This is a genomic window from Hoeflea sp., from assembly GCF_984452065.1.
In genome coordinates, this window is sequence record NZ_CFHWAF010000013.1 from 15,586 (window position 1) to 38,710 (window position 23,125).

Annotated in this window: 22 protein-coding genes; 12 read left to right on the forward strand and 10 right to left on the reverse strand. The window is 61.7% G+C overall.

Annotation, left to right across the window (positions count from 1 at the left end; translation table 11 throughout):
- Positions 1 to 121: 121 nt before the first annotated feature.
- The 6 genes from AC5E6N_RS04420 to kynU form a co-directional block, all read right to left on the reverse strand.
- Entirely contained in the window at positions 122 to 1,675 is a 1,554-nt protein-coding gene (locus tag AC5E6N_RS04420) for an FMN-binding glutamate synthase family protein (RefSeq protein WP_491746678.1), read from the reverse strand.
- A 173-nt stretch (positions 1,676 to 1,848) separates the two neighbouring features.
- Positions 1,849 to 3,021, reverse strand: a complete 1,173-nt coding sequence (pobA, locus tag AC5E6N_RS04425) for a 4-hydroxybenzoate 3-monooxygenase (RefSeq protein WP_491746679.1) — start codon at positions 3,019 to 3,021, stop codon at positions 1,849 to 1,851.
- Between the two features lie 2 nt (positions 3,022 to 3,023).
- Positions 3,024 to 4,214 (reverse strand): Bcr/CflA family efflux MFS transporter, encoded by a 1,191-nt coding sequence (locus AC5E6N_RS04430; RefSeq protein WP_491746680.1) that lies wholly within the window; start codon positions 4,212 to 4,214, stop codon positions 3,024 to 3,026.
- Positions 4,211 to 5,290, reverse strand: coding sequence for a 3-carboxy-cis,cis-muconate cycloisomerase (locus AC5E6N_RS04435; protein ID WP_491746681.1), 1,080 nt, complete (start codon positions 5,288 to 5,290; stop codon positions 4,211 to 4,213). Before AC5E6N_RS04435 ends, AC5E6N_RS04430 begins: the two co-directional genes overlap by 4 nt.
- A gap of 57 nt (positions 5,291 to 5,347) precedes the next feature.
- Positions 5,348 to 6,145, reverse strand: a complete 798-nt coding sequence (gene pcaD, locus AC5E6N_RS04440; protein ID WP_491746682.1) for a 3-oxoadipate enol-lactonase — start codon at positions 6,143 to 6,145, stop codon at positions 5,348 to 5,350.
- 99 nt (positions 6,146 to 6,244) lie between these two features.
- Entirely contained in the window at positions 6,245 to 7,498 is a 1,254-nt protein-coding gene (gene kynU, locus AC5E6N_RS04445; RefSeq protein WP_491746683.1) for a kynureninase, read from the reverse strand.
- Positions 7,499 to 7,648: 150 nt separating this feature from the next.
- On the opposite strand from kynU, the gene dxr reads away from it, so the two are divergent.
- Together dxr and AC5E6N_RS04455 are read left to right on the forward strand one after the other, a co-directional pair.
- Entirely contained in the window at positions 7,649 to 8,851 is a 1,203-nt protein-coding gene (gene dxr / locus AC5E6N_RS04450) for a 1-deoxy-D-xylulose-5-phosphate reductoisomerase (RefSeq protein ID WP_491746684.1), read from the forward strand.
- A 203-nt stretch (positions 8,852 to 9,054) separates the two neighbouring features.
- Positions 9,055 to 9,318 (forward strand): YMGG-like glycine zipper-containing protein, encoded by a 264-nt coding sequence (locus AC5E6N_RS04455; protein ID WP_491690415.1) that lies wholly within the window; start codon positions 9,055 to 9,057, stop codon positions 9,316 to 9,318.
- A 40-nt stretch (positions 9,319 to 9,358) separates the two neighbouring features.
- On the opposite strand, the gene AC5E6N_RS04460 is transcribed toward AC5E6N_RS04455, so the two are convergent.
- Entirely contained in the window at positions 9,359 to 9,820 is a 462-nt protein-coding gene (locus AC5E6N_RS04460) for a MarR family winged helix-turn-helix transcriptional regulator (RefSeq protein WP_491746685.1), read from the reverse strand.
- A 79-nt stretch (positions 9,821 to 9,899) separates the two neighbouring features.
- Between AC5E6N_RS04460 and hmgA the strand changes: the two genes are divergently transcribed.
- The 10 genes from hmgA to AC5E6N_RS04510 all read left to right on the forward strand — a co-directional run bounded on the left by hmgA (position 9,900) and on the right by AC5E6N_RS04510 (position 19,858).
- Entirely contained in the window at positions 9,900 to 11,213 is a 1,314-nt protein-coding gene (gene hmgA / locus AC5E6N_RS04465) for a homogentisate 1,2-dioxygenase (protein WP_491746686.1), read from the forward strand.
- Position 11,214: 1 nt separating this feature from the next.
- Positions 11,215 to 12,237, forward strand: a complete 1,023-nt coding sequence (locus AC5E6N_RS04470; protein WP_491746687.1) for a fumarylacetoacetate hydrolase family protein — start codon at positions 11,215 to 11,217, stop codon at positions 12,235 to 12,237.
- A 2-nt stretch (positions 12,238 to 12,239) separates the two neighbouring features.
- Positions 12,240 to 13,190 carry an MBL fold metallo-hydrolase gene (locus AC5E6N_RS04475; RefSeq protein ID WP_491746688.1) on the forward strand — a complete coding sequence of 317 codons (951 nt, stop codon included), beginning with the start codon at positions 12,240 to 12,242 and terminating at the stop codon, positions 13,188 to 13,190.
- A 26-nt stretch (positions 13,191 to 13,216) separates the two neighbouring features.
- Entirely contained in the window at positions 13,217 to 14,827 is a 1,611-nt protein-coding gene (locus tag AC5E6N_RS04480; protein ID WP_491746689.1) for an FAD-dependent oxidoreductase, read from the forward strand.
- A gap of 9 nt (positions 14,828 to 14,836) precedes the next feature.
- Complete coding sequence (locus AC5E6N_RS04485; RefSeq protein WP_491746690.1) at positions 14,837 to 15,028, forward strand: DUF2783 domain-containing protein; 192 nt, start codon at positions 14,837 to 14,839, stop codon at positions 15,026 to 15,028.
- A 98-nt stretch (positions 15,029 to 15,126) separates the two neighbouring features.
- Complete coding sequence (locus AC5E6N_RS04490) at positions 15,127 to 15,666, forward strand: VOC family protein (RefSeq protein WP_491746691.1); 540 nt, start codon at positions 15,127 to 15,129, stop codon at positions 15,664 to 15,666.
- A gap of 58 nt (positions 15,667 to 15,724) precedes the next feature.
- Positions 15,725 to 16,363 (forward strand): maleylacetoacetate isomerase, encoded by a 639-nt coding sequence (maiA, locus tag AC5E6N_RS04495; protein ID WP_491746692.1) that lies wholly within the window; start codon positions 15,725 to 15,727, stop codon positions 16,361 to 16,363.
- Between the two features lie 162 nt (positions 16,364 to 16,525).
- Entirely contained in the window at positions 16,526 to 17,785 is a 1,260-nt protein-coding gene (gene mtnK / locus AC5E6N_RS04500; RefSeq protein WP_491746693.1) for an S-methyl-5-thioribose kinase, read from the forward strand.
- Positions 17,782 to 18,882 carry an S-methyl-5-thioribose-1-phosphate isomerase gene (mtnA, locus tag AC5E6N_RS04505; protein WP_491746694.1) on the forward strand — a complete coding sequence of 367 codons (1,101 nt, stop codon included), beginning with the start codon at positions 17,782 to 17,784 and terminating at the stop codon, positions 18,880 to 18,882. Before mtnK ends, mtnA begins: the two co-directional genes overlap by 4 nt.
- A gap of 4 nt (positions 18,883 to 18,886) precedes the next feature.
- Positions 18,887 to 19,858: a sugar-binding transcriptional regulator gene (locus AC5E6N_RS04510; RefSeq protein ID WP_491746695.1), complete on the forward strand. Its 972-nt coding sequence runs from the start codon at positions 18,887 to 18,889 to the stop codon at positions 19,856 to 19,858.
- Between the two features lie 13 nt (positions 19,859 to 19,871).
- Here AC5E6N_RS04510 and AC5E6N_RS04515 read toward each other — a convergent pair whose 3' ends face one another.
- Genes AC5E6N_RS04515 through AC5E6N_RS04525 form a run of 3 tightly spaced genes read right to left on the reverse strand, consistent with a single transcriptional unit; the run spans position 19,872 to position 23,123 of the window.
- The gene (locus tag AC5E6N_RS04515; RefSeq protein ID WP_491746696.1) at positions 19,872 to 20,555 is read right to left on the reverse strand and encodes an ABC transporter ATP-binding protein; all 684 of its coding nucleotides are present in this window, start codon (positions 20,553 to 20,555) and stop codon (positions 19,872 to 19,874) included.
- Positions 20,555 to 22,300 carry a branched-chain amino acid ABC transporter ATP-binding protein/permease gene (locus AC5E6N_RS04520; RefSeq protein ID WP_491746697.1) on the reverse strand — a complete coding sequence of 582 codons (1,746 nt, stop codon included), beginning with the start codon at positions 22,298 to 22,300 and terminating at the stop codon, positions 20,555 to 20,557. Before AC5E6N_RS04520 ends, AC5E6N_RS04515 begins: the two co-directional genes overlap by 1 nt.
- Complete coding sequence (locus tag AC5E6N_RS04525; RefSeq protein WP_491746698.1) at positions 22,278 to 23,123, reverse strand: branched-chain amino acid ABC transporter permease; 846 nt, start codon at positions 23,121 to 23,123, stop codon at positions 22,278 to 22,280. Before AC5E6N_RS04525 ends, AC5E6N_RS04520 begins: the two co-directional genes overlap by 23 nt.
- Positions 23,124 to 23,125: the final 2 nt, after the last annotated feature.

Here is a 23,125-nt window from a genome sequence, read left to right on the forward strand (position 1 = left end):
GGTAAGGCGCAGAAACAGATATATACGAACGGCTGTATCCGGAGGCCTTCTCACACGCCATTGGAGCCGAACCCGGCCCTTTATGGGAATAAAATCGTGATAGTGCACCTATGCCCGAATTTTAACGGGCAGTAGCAGCCCCCGACAACCGGTCCGTATCCTCCATGCGGTATTGCGCCAGCACGTCGGGGCAGGGATAAAGCTCGTCCATCGCCACCGACTTGCCGTTGTCCTGCACGATGCGCACATGCATGCGCCGCAGCAGCCGCGGACGCTTGACGCCGCAGGAATGGGCCAGCACCTCCACCTCGTGGATCATGTTCCGGCAGTAACCGGCCACGCGAACCGCCTTGCTTTCCGGATTGAGACCGCGCTGCAGCCGTTTGTTGTGGGTGGTGATGCCGGTCGGGCAGGTATTGCGGTTGCATTTGAGCGCCTGGATGCAGCCGAGGGAGAACATGAAACCCCGTGCCGACGTGACGAAGTCGGCGCCGGCGGCAAGTGCCCAGGCGACCTCGGACGGCGTGATCAGCTTGCCCGACGCAATGACGCGAATCCGGTCGCGGAGCCCGTATTTCTGCAGGATATCGACCACCAGCGGCAGTGCCTCCTTCACCGGCAGGCCGACATTGTCCATCAGCGGCATGGGCGCCGCGCCCGTCCCGCCATCGCCGCTGTCGATGGTGATGAAATCCGGCGCGTTCTCAATGCCGCGTGAGTGAATTTCCTTGCACATGGTCTCGATCCAGCCAAAAGCGCCGATCACAGCCTTGAAGCCGGCCGGTTTGCCGGTGACGGATCTGATCCGTTCGATCACATCGAGCATCTGCCCCGCATTGTCGATTTCCGGATGCCGGTTCGGCGAGATGGAATCCTCGCCGGCGGGGATGCCGCGAATGGCGGCGATCTCGGGTGTCACCTTCACGCCCGGCAGGATGCCGCCCTTTCCCGGCTTGGCGCCCTGGCTCATTTTCAGCTCGAACATCTTGACCTGTGGATGCGCCGCCACTTCCTTCAGCTTCTCGTCGCTCATCAGCCCGTCTTCGCCGCGCACACCGTATTTGGCCGTGCCGATCTGGAAGACGATGTCGCAACCGCCTTCGAGATGATGCGGCGACAGTCCGCCTTCCCCGGTGTTGAGCCAGCAATCGGCCATGCGCGCACCGTTGGAAAGCGCCCGGACCGCCGGAGTCGAAAGCGCGCCGTAGCTCATGCCCGATATGTTGAACAGCGACGGTGCGTTGTAGGGCTCGCGGCAATAGGGGCCTATCTCGAGCGGCACAAGCTTCGAGGCATCCTCCGACAAGGTCGGAAACGGACAGTTGACGAAGATCGCTGTTCCGGGCGGCATCAGGCTCTTGGTGGACCCGAAGGCGACCGTATTGTCCTTGCTCTTGGCGGCCCGGTCGATCCATTCGCGCTCCGCCCGGTTGAACGGCATTTCCTCGCGGTCCATGGCAAAGAAATACTGCCGGAAAAACTCGCCGAGCGTCGAAAACAGATAGCGGAAACGTCCAAGCACCGGATAGTTCCGGCGCACGGCATCGCCCGTCTGGCTGACGTCGAGGATAAAGAGCACCAATGCCACCAGCACCGCGGTGCCGATGGCAAACACAAAAAGCGTCGACAGGAACTGAAGCGTTCCCACGACAAACTGGTTCGAAAGACTGTCCATTTGCTGCCCCCTGCTAGCAGGTCGGCCACAGGTTAAACGCACCAGCGGGCGAGATTGCGGCCCGCCCGGCGCGCCATGGGCCGACCTTCACAGCATGCTATCCCTTGGCGGTCAACCGCAAGACATATTCGGGTGAGCGGATCGTGAATATCGCGCCCTTGCCGTCGCCGCGGTCAGAACGGCAGGCCGACATAATTTTCGGCAAGAGCCGTGGACGCGGCCTTTGACTGGACCAGCTGAAAAAACTCCGCCCGCTGTATATGCCGGTCAAAGCCGCTCATATCGGGAAAGCGGTGCATGACGCTTGTCATCCACCAGGAAAACCGTTCGGCATTCCATATCCGGTGCAGTGCTTTTTGCGAATAGGCATCAAGGCCGGCCTCGCTTTTGTCCGCATAATACGCACGCAGCGCCTCGAAAAGATAATGCACATCGCTTGCGGCGAGGTTCAGGCCCTTCGCGCCGGTCGGCGGAACGATATGGGCGGCATCGCCGGCAAGAAACAGCCTGCCGAAACGCAACGGTTCCGAAACCACGGACCGCAGCGGCGCAATGGACATCTCCAAAGCCGGACCGGTCGTCACCCTGTCCGCCGTGTCTTCGGGCAGGCGCCGGCGCAATTCGTCCCAGAATGCCTCGGCGGTCCAGTCCTCGGCCCTCTCATCCGCCGAACACTGCACATAATAGCGGCTTCGCGTGTTGGAACGCATGGAACACAGCGCGAAACCACGCCGGTGATTGGCATAGATCAGCTCGTGATGCACCGGCGGGACATCGGACAAAAGCCCAAGCCAGCCAAAGGGGTAGACCTTCTCGAAGGTCTCCATCGCACCGTCGGGCACGACCTTGCGGCATATGCCGTGAAACCCGTCGCATCCGGCAATGAAATCACAGTCTATCCGACGGCTTTGGCCCTCATGATCGAACGTCACATAAGGCCTCGATCCGTCGAAATCGTGGGGGAGCACATTGTCCGCCTCGTAGAAGGACTGCAGCCCCTCGGCCCCGCGCGCATCCATCAGATCGTGGGTAATCTCCGTCTGACCGTAGACGTGAACACGTTTTCCGCCGGTCAGGCCAAAGAGATCGATGCGGAGGACCTCGTCGTCGAACACCAGATCGAAGCCGTCATGCGGCAGGTTCTCGCGTTGCAGCCGCTCACCGACGCCGGCCTTGTCCATCAGCCAGGCCGTGCCCTCCTCAAGGACGCCGGCGCGGATGCGTCCGAGAATATGCGCCCTGCTGGAGCGGTCGAGAACGACATTATCGATCCCCGCCCGATAGAGCAATTGCCCGAGGAGCAGCCCGGCCGGGCCCGAACCGATAATGACGACTTGCGTGCGCATGGTCACGTCTCTCCCACCTCCTGCAAACGGCCCTTCCAGAAAAACAGGGACGCGCCGGTTCCGATTGCGATAACGAACATCAGGGACGACATGCCGATGGCGCTGTCATTGCTGAAATAGACAAGAAAGGAAACGATGGCCGCACCGCCCATCTGCGTGACGAACCCGAACAGGGAGACCGCGAAGCCGGCGCGTTCCTGATGCGGATCGAGTACGAGGCTCATCGCATTGGAATAGAACACAAGAAACGCCGCGTTGGACAGCGCCAGAATGACGGGCAGCATATAGACCGTCAGCAGCCCCGATACGGAAAGGAGCAGCAGCAGGCCGGACATCGCGATCATGACGGCAGCGGCAGCCGCAATCGACGCAAACACCCCGATGGACAGGATCAGGCGCCGGTTGAGGATCTGGCCCGCGACGATGCCCAGCCCGTGGAGACCGAAAAGCACTGCAAAGGTTATTCCGGTCATGCCGAACTCGGTCTCGTAGACCGGGGCCGCGCCGGTCAGGATCAGCAGCATGAAGGCCATCGCGAGGATCGATACGATCATGAAGAAACGCGATTGCGGGTGAGCGAACACCGCCGTCATGTTCGAACGAATCCGTATCGCGTGTAACGCCTGCTCGTCTTTCTGCGGCGACGTTTCCTCAAAATAGGCAAGCAGCACAAGCAGCAGCGTCGCCAGCACCCCAAGCGCGACAAAAATGAAGCGCCAGCCGGCAAACTCCGTCACCAGCGCGCCAAAAAGAGGGGCGAGCATGGGCCCGATGGCGAAAACCGCGGAAGCAAACGCCATCGCCCGTGCCAGTTCCTGACCGCTGAACAGATCCCGCAGGACAGCCCGGCAACTGACGATCGCCCCGGCGGCGCCCAGCCCCTGTATGATCCGCGCGACAAGCAAGGTGCCGATCGTGGGCGCCGCGATTGCCAGCATCTGACCGGCGAGCAGCGTGATCAGTCCGATAAAGAGCGTCGGCCGGCGGCCGAAGCGGTCCGAGAACGATCCCCAGACAAGCTGGCCTATTCCCGTCGCGAACAGAAAGGCGGTCACCGTCCACTGCACTTGTGTGAACCGCGTCGAAAACTCGTCCATCATCTGCGGAAAGGCGGGCAGGGTGATATCGACCGAAAATGCCGTCACGGACATCAAAAGCCCGCAATAGACCACGATGGCGCGCCGGCCCATCATGAGTGCGGGTCTCCCGCACTGCCCGAGCCCATCGCGGTCACGCTTCCGGCAAGGTCCGTCGCGATGCGCAAGGCGGCGCCGGCGGCGGCCACCATCTGCGGCAGCACCATCCATTCAAGTGTCCAGGCAGCGCCCGATCGCTCGTTTTCATGCACGAGCGCCGTGTGCATCCCCGGCAGCAATGTCGCATTGAAGGCCGCAAGCGTTATGAGCGTTTCTGCCTTCACCGGGTTTTTCTTGTGCGCCATGGCGGATGACCCGCCACCACTGGAAAGCGCGATCTCGCCAATCTCGTCTTGCGCCATGAGCGTGATGTCACGGCCGATTTTCCCGAGCGCGCCGGTCAGGCGCGAAAGCAGCCCGGCAAGGTCGGCAAGGGATTGACGGTCGGTGTGCCAGCATCCCTCACAGGAAAGCCCGAGCTCGGCTGCGAGCCGTTCGGCAACGTCAGGGCCGTCTGAACCAAGGTCGTCGAGCGTGCCGACGGCGCCGGCAAACTGCAGGCAGGCCACCTTGCCTCGAACCGCCGCAAGGCCGGCTTCAAGGCCTTCGAGCGGCCGGCGCCACGCCGCGATGCGGTCGCTGACGCGGATGGCGCGTGCCGCCTGCATGCGTGTGCGGCCCATCAGGCTGTTTTGCCCATGGGCACCGGCAAGCGCGTCCAGTTGCCCGCAAAGCGCACCCAAACGGTCGGACATGATCGTCAGCGCCGGACGCAGACGCAGCACCAGCGCCGTGTCGACGACGTCCTGGCTGGTTGCACCGAAATGGACATGGTCGCGGAAGGCCGGATCGACATTCTCGCGCAATTGCCGCACAAGCTCCGGCACCGCGACACCGTCGCGCGCGGTCGCTGTCTTGAGCGCTGCGACATCCGGCTTGAATGCCTCACAGGCCTTTTTGATTGCCGCCGCCGCGTCATGCGGAATGATCCCGGCCTCTGCCTCCGCCACGGCGAGAGCCGCCTCGAAACGCAGCATGGCCGCGATTTCGCCGGAAAGCGAAAAGCAATTCTGGAGCGCATCGTCGCCCAGCAGTCCTGACAGGAGCGGGTGTTCGAATACGGAAACGCTCATGGGCAAACCCCGCACACTTTCCCGCTCGAAGCAGAAGCGGGGCTGACGCCTGCCGGCCTATTCCCCGGGCAACAGATCGGCAAAAGCACGAAGTGCATCGGTGAAGACTTCCGGCTGCTCAATGCACGGCAGATGGCCGGCTTTCGGTATGACCTGATAGCGCGCATCGGGAATGAGTTTCGCCAGTTCGCCGACAAGCTCGGGCGGCGTCGACAAATCCTGGTCGCCGACCAGGCACATGGTCGGTACATCGATAACCGAAGCCTGATGGGTGAAATCGGCATCCCTGATCGCAGCCGCAGTGCCGGCATATCCGGACGCCGTCGTCCGGCACATCATGTTGCGATAGCCGGCCAGAGCCTCCGCCTCTTCATCGCGGAACGCGGCGGTGAACCATCGTTCCATAACCTGATCGGCGATCGACTCAAGCCCGCCCTGCTCAATTGCCTCGATACGGGCGTTCCACAGTTCGGCGGTGCCGATCTTGTGCGCCGTGTCGCAAAGGATCAACGCGCGCACGAGGTCGGGACGGACGGCATAAAGGCCCTGTGCGATGAGACCGCCGACCGAAAGGCCGCAGATGATCGCATCGCGCACGCTCAAGTGGTCGAGCAGTCCGGCAAGGTCGGCCACATGGTCGTCGATACGATAGGGCGACTCGCCGATATCGGACAAACCATGACCGCGTTTGTCATAGGTGACGATGGCAAAGTCTCCGACCAGCCGCACGATAACGTCACGCCAGATCCGAAAATCCGTGCCGAGGGAATTGGAAAACACCAGCACCGGCTTGCCCTCCGGCGCCCCGATAAGCTGGTAGTGCAGCGTCACCCCGTTGATTGTCGCAAATTGCACCGCACGCTCCTTTGTTCAGCGGCGATGAAAGCAGATTGGACGGAAGAGGTAAAATGAAAAAGCCCGGCCCACTCATATCAGGGCCGGTATGATTGGCTTTCAGGTCACGGCGCCTTTGACCTTGAAGCGTTCCTCCTGCCACTCGCCCGACCGAAGCACATCCCGCAGATGCTCGACGGCGTCGTAAACGTCCACAAAGCGCACATAAAGCGGCGCGAAGCCGAAGCGCAGAATGTCCGGCGCCCTGAAATCGCCTATGACGTCGCGCGCAATCAGCGCCTGCATGACAGGAAAGGCATCGGCATGTCTGAAGCTCACCTGACTGCCGCGCTTCGATGCCTCGCGCGGGCTCGCAAGCGTCAGGCCGAGACCCGCGCAGCGCTCTTCGACGAGTTCGATGAAGAGATCGCACAATCGCACCGACTTTTCCCGGACCACGTCGATGGACACCGAATTCCAGATGTCGAGCGCCGCATCCAGAGCGGCAAGCGACAGCACCGGCGGCGTGCCGGTCAGAAACCGCTGGATGGTCGTCGCCGCTTCAAAAGACGGCTCCATGGCGAAGGGGGCCTTGTGCCCGAACCAGCCCGACAGAGGCTGCGACACCTCTCCGTGCAGATGCGGCGCGACATAGATGAATGCCGGCGCGCCCGGACCGCCATTGAGATATTTATATCCGCAACCGATGGCAAAATCGGCATCCGCGCCTTGCAGATCGACAGGCAGGGCACCGGCGGAATGGGCAAGGTCCCATATCATCACGGCGCCGGCATCATGGGCGGCCTTCGTCACCTTTGCCATATCGTGCACCGCGCCGGTGCGGTAATTCACATGGGTCAGCATGACGACCGCGACGTCATCGCCGAGTGCGGCATCAAGCTCCTGTGGCGCATCGATCAACCGAAGCTCATGGCCCTTGTCCGCAAAGGCGGCGACACCCTCGGCGATATAGAGATCCGTCGGGAAATTGCCGCGCTCCGACACGATGACTCGCCGGCCGGGCCGCATCTGCAAGGCGGCGGCAACCACCTTGAAGAGATTGACCGAGGTCGAATCCGTCACCGCCACATCATCGGCGCCCGCTCCGATCAGCGGCGCGATCTTCGCACCCACCGTCCGCGGCATCGGATACCAGCCGGCCTTGTTCCAGGAGGCAATCAGATCCTCGCCCCACTCGGCGCTAAGGCAGTGCTCGACGCGCCTTGCAACGGCATGCTGCATGGGCCCGAGCGAATTTCCGTCGAGATAAATCAGTCCGTCACGCAGACGGAATGCGTCGCGCAGGCCGGACAGCCCGTCCTCAAGGTCCAGTTTGAGGGCTCCTTCCCGGTCCATCACGATCGGCTGCTCCATTGTTCGAGATCAGTTGCTTTAGGTTTAAAGTATTTTCGCACCGATTGACAATGCCTGACGCGCCCGGGCTCAAATAAAAGCCCCGGCGACATTGACGCGGCCCGCCGCATCTGGTTTCTCGGCGGCAGTGAAACATTTGAATTGCATTCCATGACGGAACGATCCGGGTCGGCCCCGCGCCGTATAAGCATATTTGGGTCGACGGGATCGATCGGCTGCAACACGCTGGACGTGATCCGGCATCTCGGCGGTCTTGAGGCCTACAGGATTTGCGCGCTGACGGGCCGGGACAATATCGATCTGCTGGCGAAACAGGCTGTCGAATACAAAGCGGACATCGCCGTCACGGCCAACGCCAACCGCTATCGGGATCTGAAAGAAGCGCTCTCGGGCACCGGGATCGAGGCGGCCGCCGGCGGGGCGGCGCTCATCGAGGCGGCCGGCCGTGAGACCGACTGGGTCATGGCGGGCATCGTCGGCATGGCGGGTCTTGCTCCGACACTCGCTGCCATACAGACCGGCGCCGATATCGCCCTTGCCAACAAGGAGTGCCTGGTATCGGCCGGCGAGCTGTTCAACCGGGAAATCGAGCGGGGCGGCGGACGGCTGCTGCCCGTCGACAGCGAGCACAACGCCATTTTCCAGGTGTTCGAAGCCGATCAGCGCCATTCCATCGAGCGGGTCATTCTGACCGGCTCCGGCGGGCCGTTCCGCCAGAAGAGCCTTGAAGATATGGCCGGCGTATCGCCCGACATGGCGGCGGCCCATCCCAATTGGTCGATGGGTCTGAAAATCTCGATCGACAGCGCCTCGATGTTCAACAAGGCGCTCGAGATGATCGAGGCCATGCATCTGTTCGACATGGATTGCGACCGGATCGAGGTTGTCGTCCATCCCCAATCGGTTATCCATTCCATGGTCGGCTACAGCGACGGTTCCGTTCTGGCGCAACTGGGTGCCCCGGACATGAGAACGGCGATCGGCTATTGCCTGACCCATCCCAGGCGGCCTTCACTGCCCGTGGAGCGGCTTGATTTCGCGCGGCTGGCCCGGCTTGATTTCGAAGCGCCCGACGAGACGCGTTTTCCCTCGCTGAGGCTTGCCCGCCAGGCGATGCGCGCCGGCGGCCTTTCCGGAGCGATCCTGAACGGCGCAAAGGAGGTGGCGCTGGACGCATTCATCGCCAGGCAGATCGGCTTCCTGGAGATGGCCGATATCGTCGAATCCGTCATGCAGACGCTCGGCGCAATGGATATGGCGTCCATCGACGCCGTTTTCGAGGCGGACAAGACCGCGCGGGTCCTTGCCGCGGAATGTGTCGCCGGCCGGACGTCGCGCTCCGTTGCCACGTGACGGCCACACCGCCGCATTCACGGTGCGTTCATCGCGTATCGATTATTGATTTGCCGCTTCGCGGTTAAGCCGGTTCAAGGAACCGCACGCGGAACATCCGTATTCGCTTCGCCGGAAAATTACCGCAAATGGGTGCAAGCGATGCAAAATATGTAGTGTGCAAACAACTTTCCTGCGGTGAGAAAGATTTCGGAGGCTTGAACATGAAAAAAATTCTCGCGCTGTCTATCGTAGGGCTTGCCGTCGCAGGCTGCACGCCGACGCAGCAGGGGGCAACCATCGGCGCGGCATCCGGCGCGGCCATCGGCGCCGTTGCCACGGGGACTGCCGAAGGCGCACTCGTCGGTGCCGCGATCGGCGGTGTCGCGGGCGCCGTCATCGGCCGCGTCGCGGAAAACTCGGACGATTGCTACTATCGCGACCGCTACGGACGCCGCTATACGGCGAGATGCCCGCGGGGCTACTGACCGGTCAAAGGCGCGCCGGCCCAATGCGGGCGCGCCTTCCTTACAGGAATATATCCGTGCCGAGCTGCTTCTCGACGGCGGCAAGGCCCTTGTTGAGATCCCCAAAACTCTGTTCGCCCAGCATGTCCTTCAACCCCCGTTCGAAAGCATGGGCGAGTTTCGCAAGGTTGCGGTAATTGCGCGCGCCTTCCCTCGTCAGCATCAGGTGCTCCACGCGCCTGTCTTTTTCATCCGTCGTCCTCGTCAGCCAGTTGCGGTCCTCCAGGGACTGAACGGCGCGGCTGACCTTGGTCTTGTGCATGGATGAATGGGCGCCGATGGATGTGGCCGTCAGCGTGCCGTATTGGCCGAGTGTCGCCAGCGTTCGCCATTCCGGCCGCGTCAGCCCGGCATGATCCTTGTAGATGGTCGCAAAACGGCGGCTGACCAGCTCGGCGGCACGATTGAGCTTGTAGGGAAGGAATGCCTCAAGCGAAAGCGGGACATCGTCTTGCTGCTTCACGTTATGCTCCGTTTGATAGTTACAAATTTAATTGTTACATACGAAACAAAATTAGAAAAGTTGTAATGAGGGATTCAAAATGTCTGATGCCTATATGCCGGGCTTCGGCAATGACTTCGAGACGGAATCATTGCCCAACGCCTTGCCCCAGGGGCAAAACAGTCCGCAAAAATGCAACTACGGTCTTTACGCGGAACAGCTTTCCGGCTCGCCTTTCACCGCCCCGCGCGGCACCAATGAACGATCCTGGCTCTACCGGATTCGTCCGAGCGTGCGGCACACGTCGCGTTTTTCCGTGCATGAAAACACCTATTGGAAGACCGGCCCGCATATCAGCGATCCGACCGTTCCGATCAGCCAGCTGCGCTGGAATCCGGTGCCGATGCCCAATGAAAAGACCGACTTCATCGAGGGCGTTCGCACCATGACCACCGCGGGCGATGTGCACACGCAGGTCGGCATGGCGACGCATGTCTATGTGTGCAACACCGCGATGGTCGACGACTATTTCTTCAACGCCGACGCGGAACTGCTGATCGTTCCCCAACTGGGAACACTCGAGATCTTCACCGAGATGGGCCGCATGACGGTCGAGCCGCTCGAAATCGCCATCATTCCGCGCGGGATGATCTTCCAGGCCAGCCCGGTCGACGGCGAGGCCCGCGGCTATATCTGCGAAAACTACGGAGCGAAGTTCACCCTGCCCGATCGCGGACCGATCGGCGCCAACTGCCTTGCCAACCCGCGCGACTTCAAGACGCCGGTGGCCGCCTGGGAAGACAAGGAGACCGGCTGCCGCGTCCATGTCAAATGGTGCGGCAACTTCTACGTCACCGAAATCGGCCATTCGCCGCTCGACGTGATCGCCTGGCACGGCAATTACGCGCCCTACAAATACGATCTGCGCACCTATTCACCGGTCGGCGCGATCCTCTTTGACCATCCCGACCCGTCGATCTTCACGGTGCTGACCGCGCCGAGCGGCGAAGAGGGCACGGCCAATATCGACTTCGTCATCTTCCCGCCGCGCTGGATGGTGGCAGAGCACACCTTCCGGCCGCCCTGGTACCACCGCAACATCATGTCGGAGTTCATGGGCCTCATTCACGGCCAGTATGACGCCAAGGAGGAGGGCTTTGTGCCCGGCGGCATGAGCCTGCACAACATGATGCTGCCGCACGGCCCCGACACGATGGGGTTTGAGAAAGCATCCAAAGCCAATCTCGGACCGGTCAAGCTGGACGAAACCATGGCCTTCATGTTCGAAACACGCTTTCCGCAGCATGTCACGTCCTATGCCATGAATCTGGAGACGCTTCACGACGACTATCTGGACTACTGGAAAGGTCTGAAGAAGCGCTTCGACGGAACAATTCAAGGGAACTGGGACTGACATGAAACTGGCTACACTGAAAGACGGCACGCGCGACGGGAAACTGGCGGTCGTGTCCAAGGATCTGGCCTATTGCACCATCGTCAACCACATCGCGCCGACGCTGCAGGCCGCGCTCGACGACTGGGCGAATGTCGCACCGCGCCTGGAGCGCGCCGCCGAGACACTTGAATCCGGCTCGCAACCGACCGAGCGGTTCCACGAGCACGACGCACACTCACCGCTGCCCCGCGCCTATCAATGGGCGGACGGCTCGGCCTACGTCAATCATGTCGAACTGGTGCGCAAGGCCCGCAACGCGGAGATGCCGCCGAGCTTCTGGACCGACCCGCTGATGTATCAGGGCGGCTCCGACGCGTTTCTGGCGCCGCGCGACCCGATCCGGATGGGTGACGAGGCCTGGGGCATCGACATGGAGGGCGAAATCGCCGTCATCGTCGACGACGTGCCGATGGGCGCGAGCATCGATGAGGCGCGCGATGCGATCCGGCTGATCATGCTGGTCAACGACGTCTCGCTGCGCGGCCTCATCCCGGCCGAACTCGGCAAGGGGTTCGGCTTCTTCCAGTCGAAACCGTCATCGGCCTTCTCGCCGGTTGCCGTCACGCCGGACGAGCTCGGCGAGGCATGGGACGGCGGCAAGCTGCACCTGCCGCTCCTCGTCGATTACAACGGCGCCCCGTTCGGCTGCGCCAATGCGGGTATCGACATGACCTTCGATTTCCCGCAACTGATTGCCCATGCGGCCAGGACAAGGCCCCTGTCTGCCGGCGCCATCATCGGCTCGGGAACCGTCTCCAACAAGATGGAGGACGGCGGCCCCGGCAAGCCCGTCGCCGAGGGCGGCGTCGGCTATTCCTGCATCGCCGAAATCCGCATGATCGAAACCATCGACGACGGCAAGCCGACGACCGGATTCATGAAATTCGGCGATAAGGTCCGTATCGAAATGAAGGACGGCGAGGGGCATTCCATCTTCGGCGCCATCGAACAGACCGTCGAACAGTACAAGAAGGACGCCTGACAATGGCCAAGGAATTCGCATCCCGCGGGGACATGACCGAAAAGACCATCACCTTTTCGGAAATCGGCCGGGATCTGTGGGCGTTTACCGCCGAGGGCGACCCCAACACCGGCGTCATCATCGGCGACGACAGCGTGATGATCATCGATGCGCAGGCCACGCCGCGCCTCGCCGCCAAGGTGGTCGAGAAGGTCCGCAGCGTCACCGACAAGCCGATCAAATATGTGGTCCTGTCGCACTATCACGCCGTGCGCGTTCTCGGCGCTTCTGCCTACGGAGCCGGGCAGATCATCGCCTCTGAAAAATGCCGCGCCATGGTGGCCGAACGCGGCCAGGAGGACTGGGACTCCGAATTCGAGCGCTTCCCGCGCCTCTTCCAGGGGCATGAGAGCATTCCGGGCCTGACCTGGCCGACCATGACCTTCACACGGAAGATGACGGTCTATCTCGGCAAGCGCCGTGTCGACCTGATGCATCTCGGCCGCGCCCACACGGCCGGCGACATTGTCGCCTGGGTGCCGGACGAAGGGGTCATGTTCACCGGCGACATCGTCGAATACCACTCCGCCTGCTATTGCGGAGACGGTCATTTCGGCGACTGGGGCGGCACGCTCGATGCCATCCTTGCCTTCGACCCCCGCGCCATCGCACCCGGGCGCGGCGACGCGCTGATCGGCGACGAGATGGTGAATGCAGCGATCGAAAACACCCGCGATTTTGTCGCCAGCACCTACCGTCCGGCAGCCGCCGTCGCCGCACGCGGCGGTTCGCTCAAGGAAGCTTGGGATGCGGTGCGGGCGCAATGCGATCCGAAATTCGCCGACTACGCAATCTATGAGCATTGCCTGCCGTTCAATGTCGCCCGCGCCTATGACGAGGCGCTCGGCATGGACACGCCGCGGATCTGGACCGCCGAACGGGACAAGGAGATGTGGGAGGCCCTGCAGGGCTGAGGAGCAGCAATGAACGGGAGGCCATTTTGAGCAAGATATTCGAAACGCCGCTCTATCCCTATGAGCGGTCCGCCGACCAGGACGCGGCGGCACCCGTGCGTCACCCGGTGATCGTCATCGGCGCCGGCCCGATCGGCCTCGGCGCGGCAATCGATCTTGCGCAGCAGGATGTGCCGGTCGTCATTGTTGACGAAAACGACAAGGTGAGCTGGGGCTCGCGCGCCATCTGCTACGCAAAGCGGCCGCTGGAAATCCTCGACCGGCTCGGCTGCGGCGACGAATTCGTCGACAAGAGCGTCGAATGGAAACTCGGCAAGGTCTTTTTCGACGACCGGAAAATCTATGAATTCGACCTTCTTCCGGAAGAGGGACACAAGCGCCCGGCCTTCATCAATCTGCAGCAATACCATTTCGAGGAATATATGGTGCACCGCGTCAGGACGCTGCGGGCTGAAGGCAAGCAGATCGAGATTCGCGGCAACAGCCGCGTCGCCGGCATCGAACCGCGCGACGACCATGTCGCCCTGACGGTGGACACGCCCGAAGGCTCCTACAAGGTCGAATGCGACTGGCTGATTGCCTGCGACGGCGCAACGTCACCGGCACGCAAGATGCTCGGCCTCGATTTCATCGGCCGCGTCTTCGAGGACAATTTCCTGATCGCCGACGTCATTATGGAGGCCGGCTTTCCGACCGAGCGCTGGTTCTGGTTCGACCCGCCCTTCAACCGCGACCAGTCGGCGCTGCTGCACAAGCAGCCGGACAATGTCTGGCGCATCGACCTGCAGCTTGGCTGGAACATTGACAAGGAAAAGGAAAAGAAGCCGGAAAACGTCATCCCACGGCTCAAGGCGATGCTCGGCGAGGACGCCAGATTCGAGCTCGAATGGGTCTCGATCTACACGTTCCAGTGCCGGCGCATGGAAAAGTTCCGCCACGGGCGGGTGCTGTTTGCCGGCGACTCGGCGCATCAGGTCTCGCCCTTCGGCGCGCGCGGCGCAAATTCCGGCCTTCAGGACACCGACAACCTGATCTGGAAACTGAAACTCGTCATCGACGGGCGCGCCCCCGGGAGCCTGCTCGACAGCTATGATTACGAGCGCATCCTCGGCGCCGATGAGAACATCCTGAATTCCTCGCGCTCGACCGATTTCATCACGCCCAAATCCGAGATCAGCCGCGTGTTCCGCGATGCCGTCCTCGATCTGGCGGAACGTTACGAATTTGCCCGCCCGCTGGTGAATTCCGGACGCCTGTCCGTGCCGAGCGTCTATGACGGCTCACCGCTCAACGGCGATGACAGCGCGCAGCTTCCGCCACGCACCAGACCCGGCGCACCGGTCGTCGACGCACCGGTGGGCGGCGGCTGGCTGACCGACATGCTCGGCAACCGCTTTCAGCTCCTCGGGATCAACACAAATGTTCCCGCAAACCTCGATATCGACGGCATCGCCATTGAGGGATTGCGGGTCAACACGATCGACGATCCGGCCGGTCATCTTGAAAAACGCTATCTGGGCGACGAGGAACAGGCGGTTTATCTCTTCCGACCCGACCAGCATGTCGCCGCCCGCTGGAGCGGCTATGACGAGGCGCTGGTGCGCGCTGCGCTCAACACCGCAACGGCCCGGGCTTGAGGGAACGTCATGAGCAAACTCAACACACACAAGAACATCGGCAATCCGGACGATTTCTATGCCGAACTGCTGGCCGCCCATGAGGGTCTGAGCAAGGATGAGAGCGACGCGTTCAACGCCCGCCTGATCCTCATCCTCGCCAATCATATCGGCGAGCGCGAAACGCTGCGCGAGGCGTTAAAGGCCGCCGCAAAGAGATAGATCGCGGATCGGGCCAGGATGGAAACACGCCAATAAAACCTGGATAGTTACATTCGCAACTATTATTGTTCCCGCAATTGAACAAGGGAGACAATGCAATGAAGATCGATCAAATCCACCACGTGGCCTATCGCTGCAAGGACGCCAAGGAAACGGTGGACTGGTACACCAGGATGCTCAACATGGACTTTGTCCTCGCCATCGCCGAAGACAAGGTGCCGTCCACCCACGAGCCCGACCCCTACATGCATCTGTTCCTCGATGCCGGCAACGGCAATATCCTCGCCTTCTTCGAGCTGCCGACGAAACCCGAGATGGGCCGCGACGAAAGCACCCCGATCTGGCTCCAGCACATCGCCTTCAAGGTCAAGGACCGCGACATGCTGCTCGAATACAAGGATCATCTGGAAAAGAACGGCGTGGAAGTCCTCGGGGTCACCGACCATTCCATTTTCCACTCGATCTACTTTTTCGATCCCAATGGCCACCGGATCGAACTGGCCTGCCCCGATCCGGAAGAGGACGCCATGCTCGAGCGGCTCGATGCGGTCAAATGGGACATGCTTGAAGAATGGAGCAGAACCAAGAAGGCCCCCAAACATGCCGACTGGCTGCATGCCAGAGAACTCGGTAAATAGGAGGGACCAAAAACGCGGCGCGCTGTTCAACGGGCGCCGCACCTTCCGGAGGGATACCATGAAGCCGGTCCTGTACGACTACTGGCGCTCCTCGGCGAGTTACCGGGTGCGCATCGCGCTGAACCTCGCCGATATCGACTATGATGCGGTTTCGGTCGACCTCCTGAAAGGCGAACATCTGGGTAAGGCGCATCTGTCCCGTCATCCGCAGGGCCTCGTCCCTGCACTGGAGATCGACGAACAAATATTCACCCAGTCGCTGGCGATCGTTGAATATCTGAACGAGACGCGCTCCTTTGCGTTTTTACCGGATAAGGCCCTCGAGCGGTCAAGGGTGCGCGCCCTCTCCTATATCATCGCCATGGAAATTCACCCCGTCTGCAACTCGTCCGTTGCTGCCGATGTGATGGAGCGCGCCGGCGGAGACGAGGCCGTGCGTGTCGACTGGATGAAAAAATATATCCGCAAGGGCCTTCTTGCGTTTGAGAAGAGGCTCAGTGACGGACAAGGCGGCACGTTCTGCCACGGCGATACGCCGACCATGGCCGATGTCTGTCTCATACCGCAACTCTACAATGCCCGTCGCTGGGGCGCCGAGATCGCCGATCTGTCACGCATCGCCGCCATTGAGGAAAACTGCGCCAGGCTCGAGGCCTTTGCCGCCGCCCATCCCGACCGCGTCCAGCCGGCCGGCTGATTTCCTTCGTCCTTGACAACAGTTCGAAAACTGCCTCTCCCGTATTGCATCGCAACAAACTTGGTCATATGTCGACATAATTGACATAATACCAGGCTTGGCTAATCTTCTCCGTGTGGTTGAATCAGTCCGGCACCGGATTGCGATGAACGGAGACGCCGCATGGCATCGATGCAATACACCGCCTTGACCGAGGAAACGCTGAGCAGCCGCATCGGCGCCATAGAGCCGATTGCGCAGCGGCTTGGCGGCGATTCGTCCGGATGGTCGATCAAGGAGGTGGGTGACGGCAATCTCAACCTGGTCTTCATTGTCAGGGGCGCCAGGGATGCCGTCATCGTCAAGCAGGCCCTGCCCTATGTGCGCATGGTCGGCGACAGCTGGCCCTTGCCGCTTTACCGAGCGACATTCGAGCATCACGCGCTTGTCCGGCAGGCGGAACGAGACCCCGGCTCGGTGCCACAGGTGCTGCATTTCGACGAGAGCCAGGCCCTGATCGTCATGGAGTATCTGACGCCCCACACGATCCTGCGCAAGAAGCTTATTGACGGCGAACGCGTGGAAGGTCTGGGAGAGTTTCTCGGTAATTTCTGCGCCCGAACGGCCTTTCGGGGGTCGGAACTGAGTATGGCCAGCGCAGACAAGAAAGCCGATGTCGGTGTCTTCAGCGGCAATGTGGCGATCCCCGCCATTACCGAAGCGCTGGTCTTCACCGACCCCTATTACGCTGCCGAGATGAACAATCACAATGCCGCCCTCGATCCCGTCGTCTCCGCCCTGCGGAGCGACGTCGCGCTCAAGGTCGCCGCCCAGCGGATGCTGCAGGCCTTCGCCTCCAATACCGAAACGATGCTGCATGGCGATCTGCACACCGGCTCGGTGATGTGCACGGACACACAAAGCAAGATCATCGACCCGGAATTCTCGCAATACGGCCCGATGGGTTTCGACATCGGCATGCTGATCGCGAATTTCCTCATGAGTTTTTTCAGCCAGCCGGCCCATCGCACCTCTTCGGAGCTCGCGGATTATCAGGGCTGGCTCATGGCCGAGACCATGACCGTCATCAGCCGGTTCAACAGCGAGTTCACCCGGCTGTGGAACACCGAAAGGACGGGCATGCTCTACCCGGCTGCCCTGTTTGAGGACCAGGGGCACAGCAGCCAGCCGGCGCTGGACGCCGTGCTTGCCGCCATCTGGGAGGATGCGCTCGGCTTTTGCGGCATAGAGATGCATCGGCGCGTTCTTTCCCTGGCGCACAATGCCGATTTCGAGACGATCGAGGATACCGGCGAGCGCGGAAGTCTTGAGGCGCGCAACCTGATGATGGGGCGTGACCTGATCCTGCAGCGCGCCGTATCGGATCCGGCCGGGCTGATCGAGAGACTGGCATCCCGCTATGCTGAGGAGGACGTGATATGAAGGTCGACGGCATCCACTACCGCTCCCTCTGGTATGACCATGACGATGCGGTCCTGAAAATCATCGATCAACGCTGGCTGCCGCACAGATTTGTCATCCAGGCGGTGCCGACACTGGAAGACTACGCCGCGGCGATCAAGGAGATGCGCGTGCGCGGCGCGCCGCTGATCGGCGCAACGGCGGCCTATGGCGTCGCCCATCAGATGGGCAAGGACCCGTCCGATGCGGGCCTCGATCATGCACGCGACGTCCTGATCCGGACACGACCGACCGCCATCAATCTGAAATGGGCGCTGGACCGGTGCCGGTCGCATCTGGCCCCGCTGGCGCCCTCGGACCGGGCGGCGGCGGCCTTGCAGCTGGCCCATGACATTGCCGACGAGGATGTCGAGATAAACCGGATAATCGGCGTCCATGGCCTGGAGCTCATCAAGGATATCGCGGCGGGCAAGGACAAGGGCGAGCCGGTCCGGATCCTGACCCACTGCAATGCGGGCTGGATCGCGACGGTGGACTGGGGCACGGCGACAAGCCCCATGTACCAGGCGCACGATGCGGGCATCCCGGTTCATGTCTGGGCCGGGGAGACGCGGCCACGCAATCAGGGCGCGCTCACCGCCTGGGAACTCGGCCATCACGGCGTACCGCACACCTATGTGACGGACAATGCCGGCGGGCATCTCATGCAGCATGGGCAAGTCGATCTGGTTATCGTCGGTGTCGACAGGGCGACACGCCAGGGCGATATCTGCAACAAGATCGGAACCTATCTCAAGGCGCTGGCCGCCCGTGACAACGACGTTCCGTTCTACGCCGCGCTCCCTTCGCCGACGATTCACTGGACGGTGCGCGACGGCATCTCCGAAATCCCCATCGAGGAGCGTGACCAGCGGGAAACGACCCATATCTGGGGCCGCAACGACCAGGGAGAGGTGGAACAGGTTCAGGTCAGCCCCGACGGAACGCCGGCGGGCAATCCCGCCTTCGACGTGACGCCCGCCCGGTTGGTGACCGGGCTGATCACCGAGCGTGGCATCGCACAGGCCAATGAAGAAGACATGCTTCGGCTGTTTGCCGAACAGCGCGAGGCAGTCTGAAGCATTGAGCGACTTGACACGAAACGGCAGCCGCAGACGGTCCCGGATCGAGGATCAGATCCTTGAGGTCGCCTGGTACTATTTTCATCAGGACCTCAATCAGGCGGACATCGCCGAGAAACTGAATATCTCGCGCTCGACCGTGGTCAATTACCTGGCCGAGGCACGGGCGCGCGATTACGTCCGGGTTTCCCTGCGTCCGAATGTGTTCACGCAAAGGGAAATCGCCGAAGCTCTCAAATCGGGATTTGATCTGAAGGACGCGCTCGTCGTGCCGGCGGTGGCCGATGATACCGCGCAGTCGCTCGCCCGCGTGGCGCGGGCCACCGCCGATTGGCTGCCGTTGCTGCTCGCATCCGGCGACCGGCTTGGCGTGTCGTGGGGCGAAACGGTCTACAAGATCTCAACATCGGCCGAGCGCCTCGATATGCCGGAGCTTCAGATCGTTCAGCTTGTGGGTTCGCGGGCAACGCCGCTGGGTTTTGCGGCGGAGGCCTGTTCATCGAACCTTGCCGAACGTTTCGGTGCGCACTGCATCAACCTGCACGCTCCGCTCATTGTCCAGAACCCAAAACTGGCAAGGCTGCTGAAGCAGGAGCCGGTTATCGCCGAGCAGTTCGACGCGATAGAAAACTGCAACAAGACGCTGTTTGCCGCCGGATCATGCACGGTCGAGAGCCATGTGGTCAAAAACGGCGTGGTCAGCGAAGAGGCGCTGTCCGATTATTTGAAAAAGGGCGCCCGGGCAGTCATCTGCGGACGTTTCATCGACGGCGACGGCCGCCCGATCCCCGGAGAAATCGACGATCGCATCATCGGAGCCTCGCTCGATACGATGCTGGGCAAGGAGATGGGCCTGCTGGTGTCGGCCGGCCCCGACAAGGTCGCCCCGATGCGCGCGGCCATCAGGGGCGGTTTCGCGACCCATGTCGCCACATGTTCGCAAACGGCGGAGGCGCTGCTCGACGCAGCCTGAAGCGGGGCGATGATCACACCAACATGACGTCCAGAAGCTGCGCGCGGGTGACGTCGTCCTTGCTGCCATCATAAACGACGCGCCCGGAATCGAGCCCCAGGAAACTGTCCGCCAGCGCCAGCAGCATATTGAGGTTCTGTTCGATGAGGACGATGGCGCAGCCTTCGTCCCGTCGCCGGCGGATGAAGGCCTCCATACGGGCGATGTTCTCCGGCTGCACACCCTCCGAAGGCTCGTCGAGCACAATCACGTCGGTCTCCTCCAGCATGGCGCGCGTGAAGGCGACCAATTTGCGCTCGCCGCCGGACATGGATCCGGCTTTCTGATCCTTGCGTTCGCGCATACGCGGAAAAAGGTCGTACAAATCGGCAAGCCGGTCACCGCTTCCCGCCAGGGAAAGGTTTTCAGACACGGTCAAATTGTCGAAGACCATCGATGTCTGCGGCATGTAGCCGAGACCGGTCCTGCGCCGTTCAAACGCCGCCATCGCATTGACATCCCGGCCTGACAGAAGCACCGAACCGCCGGCCATCGGCAACGATCCGGTGAGCATCCGGGCAAGTGTCGTCTTGCCGACGCCGTTGCGGCCGAAAATTCCCAGCACATGACCGGGCCCGACCGCGCCCGAGACGCCATGAAGGATTTCGACCCCGCCATAACCGCCCGAAAGATGTTCGAATTGGAGCGCGGCGGACATTACTTCGTGCCTCCCGAATAGACGCTCTGCACGGCGGGATCGGACCGTATTTCCTCATAGGTGCCGCGCGCCAGAACCTCGCCCTGATGAAGTACCAGAACCTGGTTGGAGAGGGACTTCACGATGCTCATGTCATGCTCGATGAGCAAAATCAGGCCACCATTCTTCTCCTGGAACCTTCTGACAAGCCGGGTCATCAAATGGGTTTCGTCCGGCGACAGGCCGGCGCAGGGCTCGTCGAGGAGCAGGATGCGGGGCCCGGCTGCGATCGTCATTGCGAATTCGAGAAACTGGCGGTGTCCCTGGGCGAGGGCTGATGCCGGGTCGTCCAGCCTGTCGGCCAGCGGAAATCCGTCCGTCGACAGCAATTCGTCAAGGGTCCCGCTTCTCCAGCCAAGCGCCGAAGGCCGGAAAAAATCGGCAGGACCGGCACGGCCGGCCAGCATGGCAAGGCACAGGTTCTGCGAAACGGTCAGCGACTGGAAGACGGAGGGCACCTGCAGCTTCCTGCCGATCCCGCCCTTGAGCGCCTGGTATGGCGGGCGGTTGGCGGCATCGCCTCCGTTGAAGGATATCGCCCCGCCGGAAACCGGCAGACCGCCGGTCATCGCATTGAGCAGCGAGGTCTTGCCCGCTCCGTTCGGCCCGATGATGCACAAAATGCCCTTGTCCGGCGTCGTGAATTGGACCCCGTTCAGGATACGGACCGGCCCGACCTTTACGCTGACGTCGTCGAAGTGAACAGCCTTTGCCGCATCGTCAAATACGGTCGCAGGAGGCTCGCTCAATGCCGCAGGCCCGGCTTTTCCTGCGGGCAGGACGCGCGACAATGATGTCGTGACAAGGTCCGCCACGCCGCCGGGCGCCTTCAAGACGACCAGGATGAACAGGCAAGCCAGAAGAACCTCCCAATACTGAAAACTGTCCCGCAGTTCCGATGTGAAGTAGCCGATCAGCACGGCTCCCAGAAGCGGTCCGAGCACATGATACCGGCCGCCGACCGCGGTCCAGATCACGAGATTCGCGGAGAGAAGAAACCCCGTCGATGTCGGGGTGACAATGCCCTGATGGTTTGCGAACAGGATTCCGGCAAGACCCGCCAGCACGGCGGACAGGGCAAAGACGGCGCCCTTGATGAGGTGGGTTCTGAAACCGAGAAGCTGCAGGCGCCGCTCATTGTCGGCGACCGCCCGGCCCACAAGCCCGACGGGAAGCCGGTCCAGCACCATCAGCACAACCGTGGACGAGACAACGGCTGCGACGATGACGAAATAGAACCCGCCGAACTGATCCAGCCCGCCGATGGTCCCGAAGCCGCTCAAGCCGTTGAAACCGCCGGTCAAGCCGGTTGCCGTTCCCGCCACCTGCTCGCTGATCATGACGAGCGCAAGCGTGATCAGCGAAAAGAAGGGGCCGCTGTCCGAGCGTCCCCTGAAGATCACCGACGCGACGACAAAGGCGATGAGGCCGGCTACGATCAGCACACAGATGAGCAGCAGGATCTGGAGGCCCAGCCCGTCGACACGCATCAGGATGATGGCGCAGGCATAGGCGCTCAAACCGAAGAACATGGCCTGCCCCAGGGGCAGGATCCCGGCGCGTCCCCAAAGATATCCGATCCCCTGAGCGGCAATGCCGTAGATCAGATAGAGGCCGATCTGATAGGCGAAATACGGATCGAACAGCAACGGCACAGCCAGCAAGACGGCCAGCAGGACCGCATTAACGAGCGCGATGGATACCATGGGGCCGCAACCACAAGAACAGGATGGAAAGCATCAAGATGCAAAGATAACCGTAGGTCTGATTGAACAGGGCGCTGAACACCGATTGGGTCCCGCCGATGATCGCAACACCAAGGAACAGGCCCTCAAGGCTGCCCAGACCGCCGACGACAAGCGAAAAGAACGAGCGCACCAGATAGTCGAGACCCATCATCGGCTCGATCCGGATGGTCGGCGCGAGCACCATACCGGCAATGCCTGCCGTCACCGCGCCAAAGACAAAACAGCCGGTGGAAAGCCTCTCCGTGTTGATCCCGCAGGCCTGTGCAAGCTCCGGGTTCTCGACCATGGCCTTGATTTCCGTGCCGACCGGCGAGCGGCGATACCACAGGGCAAGAGCTGCAAAGAACAGGATGATGCCGACAATAACCGCGATCCGGTAAACCGGATAATCCGTTCCGAAGACCGACATGGTTCCCGGCAGCGGCGAGGCCACGGATTGGTAGCCGCGGCCGAAGATGAGTTCGACGATTTCACGCAGCAGAATGGATATGCCCCAGGTCGCCAGAAGGCTGTCGAAGGGCCGCGCATAAAAGTGTCTGACGATCGTGCGCTCCAGCACGAAGGCTGTCAGGGCTACGGTGAGAATGCACACCGGCACCTGAAAGACGGCCGGCAGACCCATATTGGCCGTGATGACCGGGGCGTAAGCCCCGATCATGACAAGTTCGCCATGGGCCATGTTCATGATCTTCAACTGACCGAACACGATGGCAAGGCCAAGCGTTACCATTGCAAGAACGCTGACCTGCCAAAGCACATTCAGGATCAGTACGGACGACATAT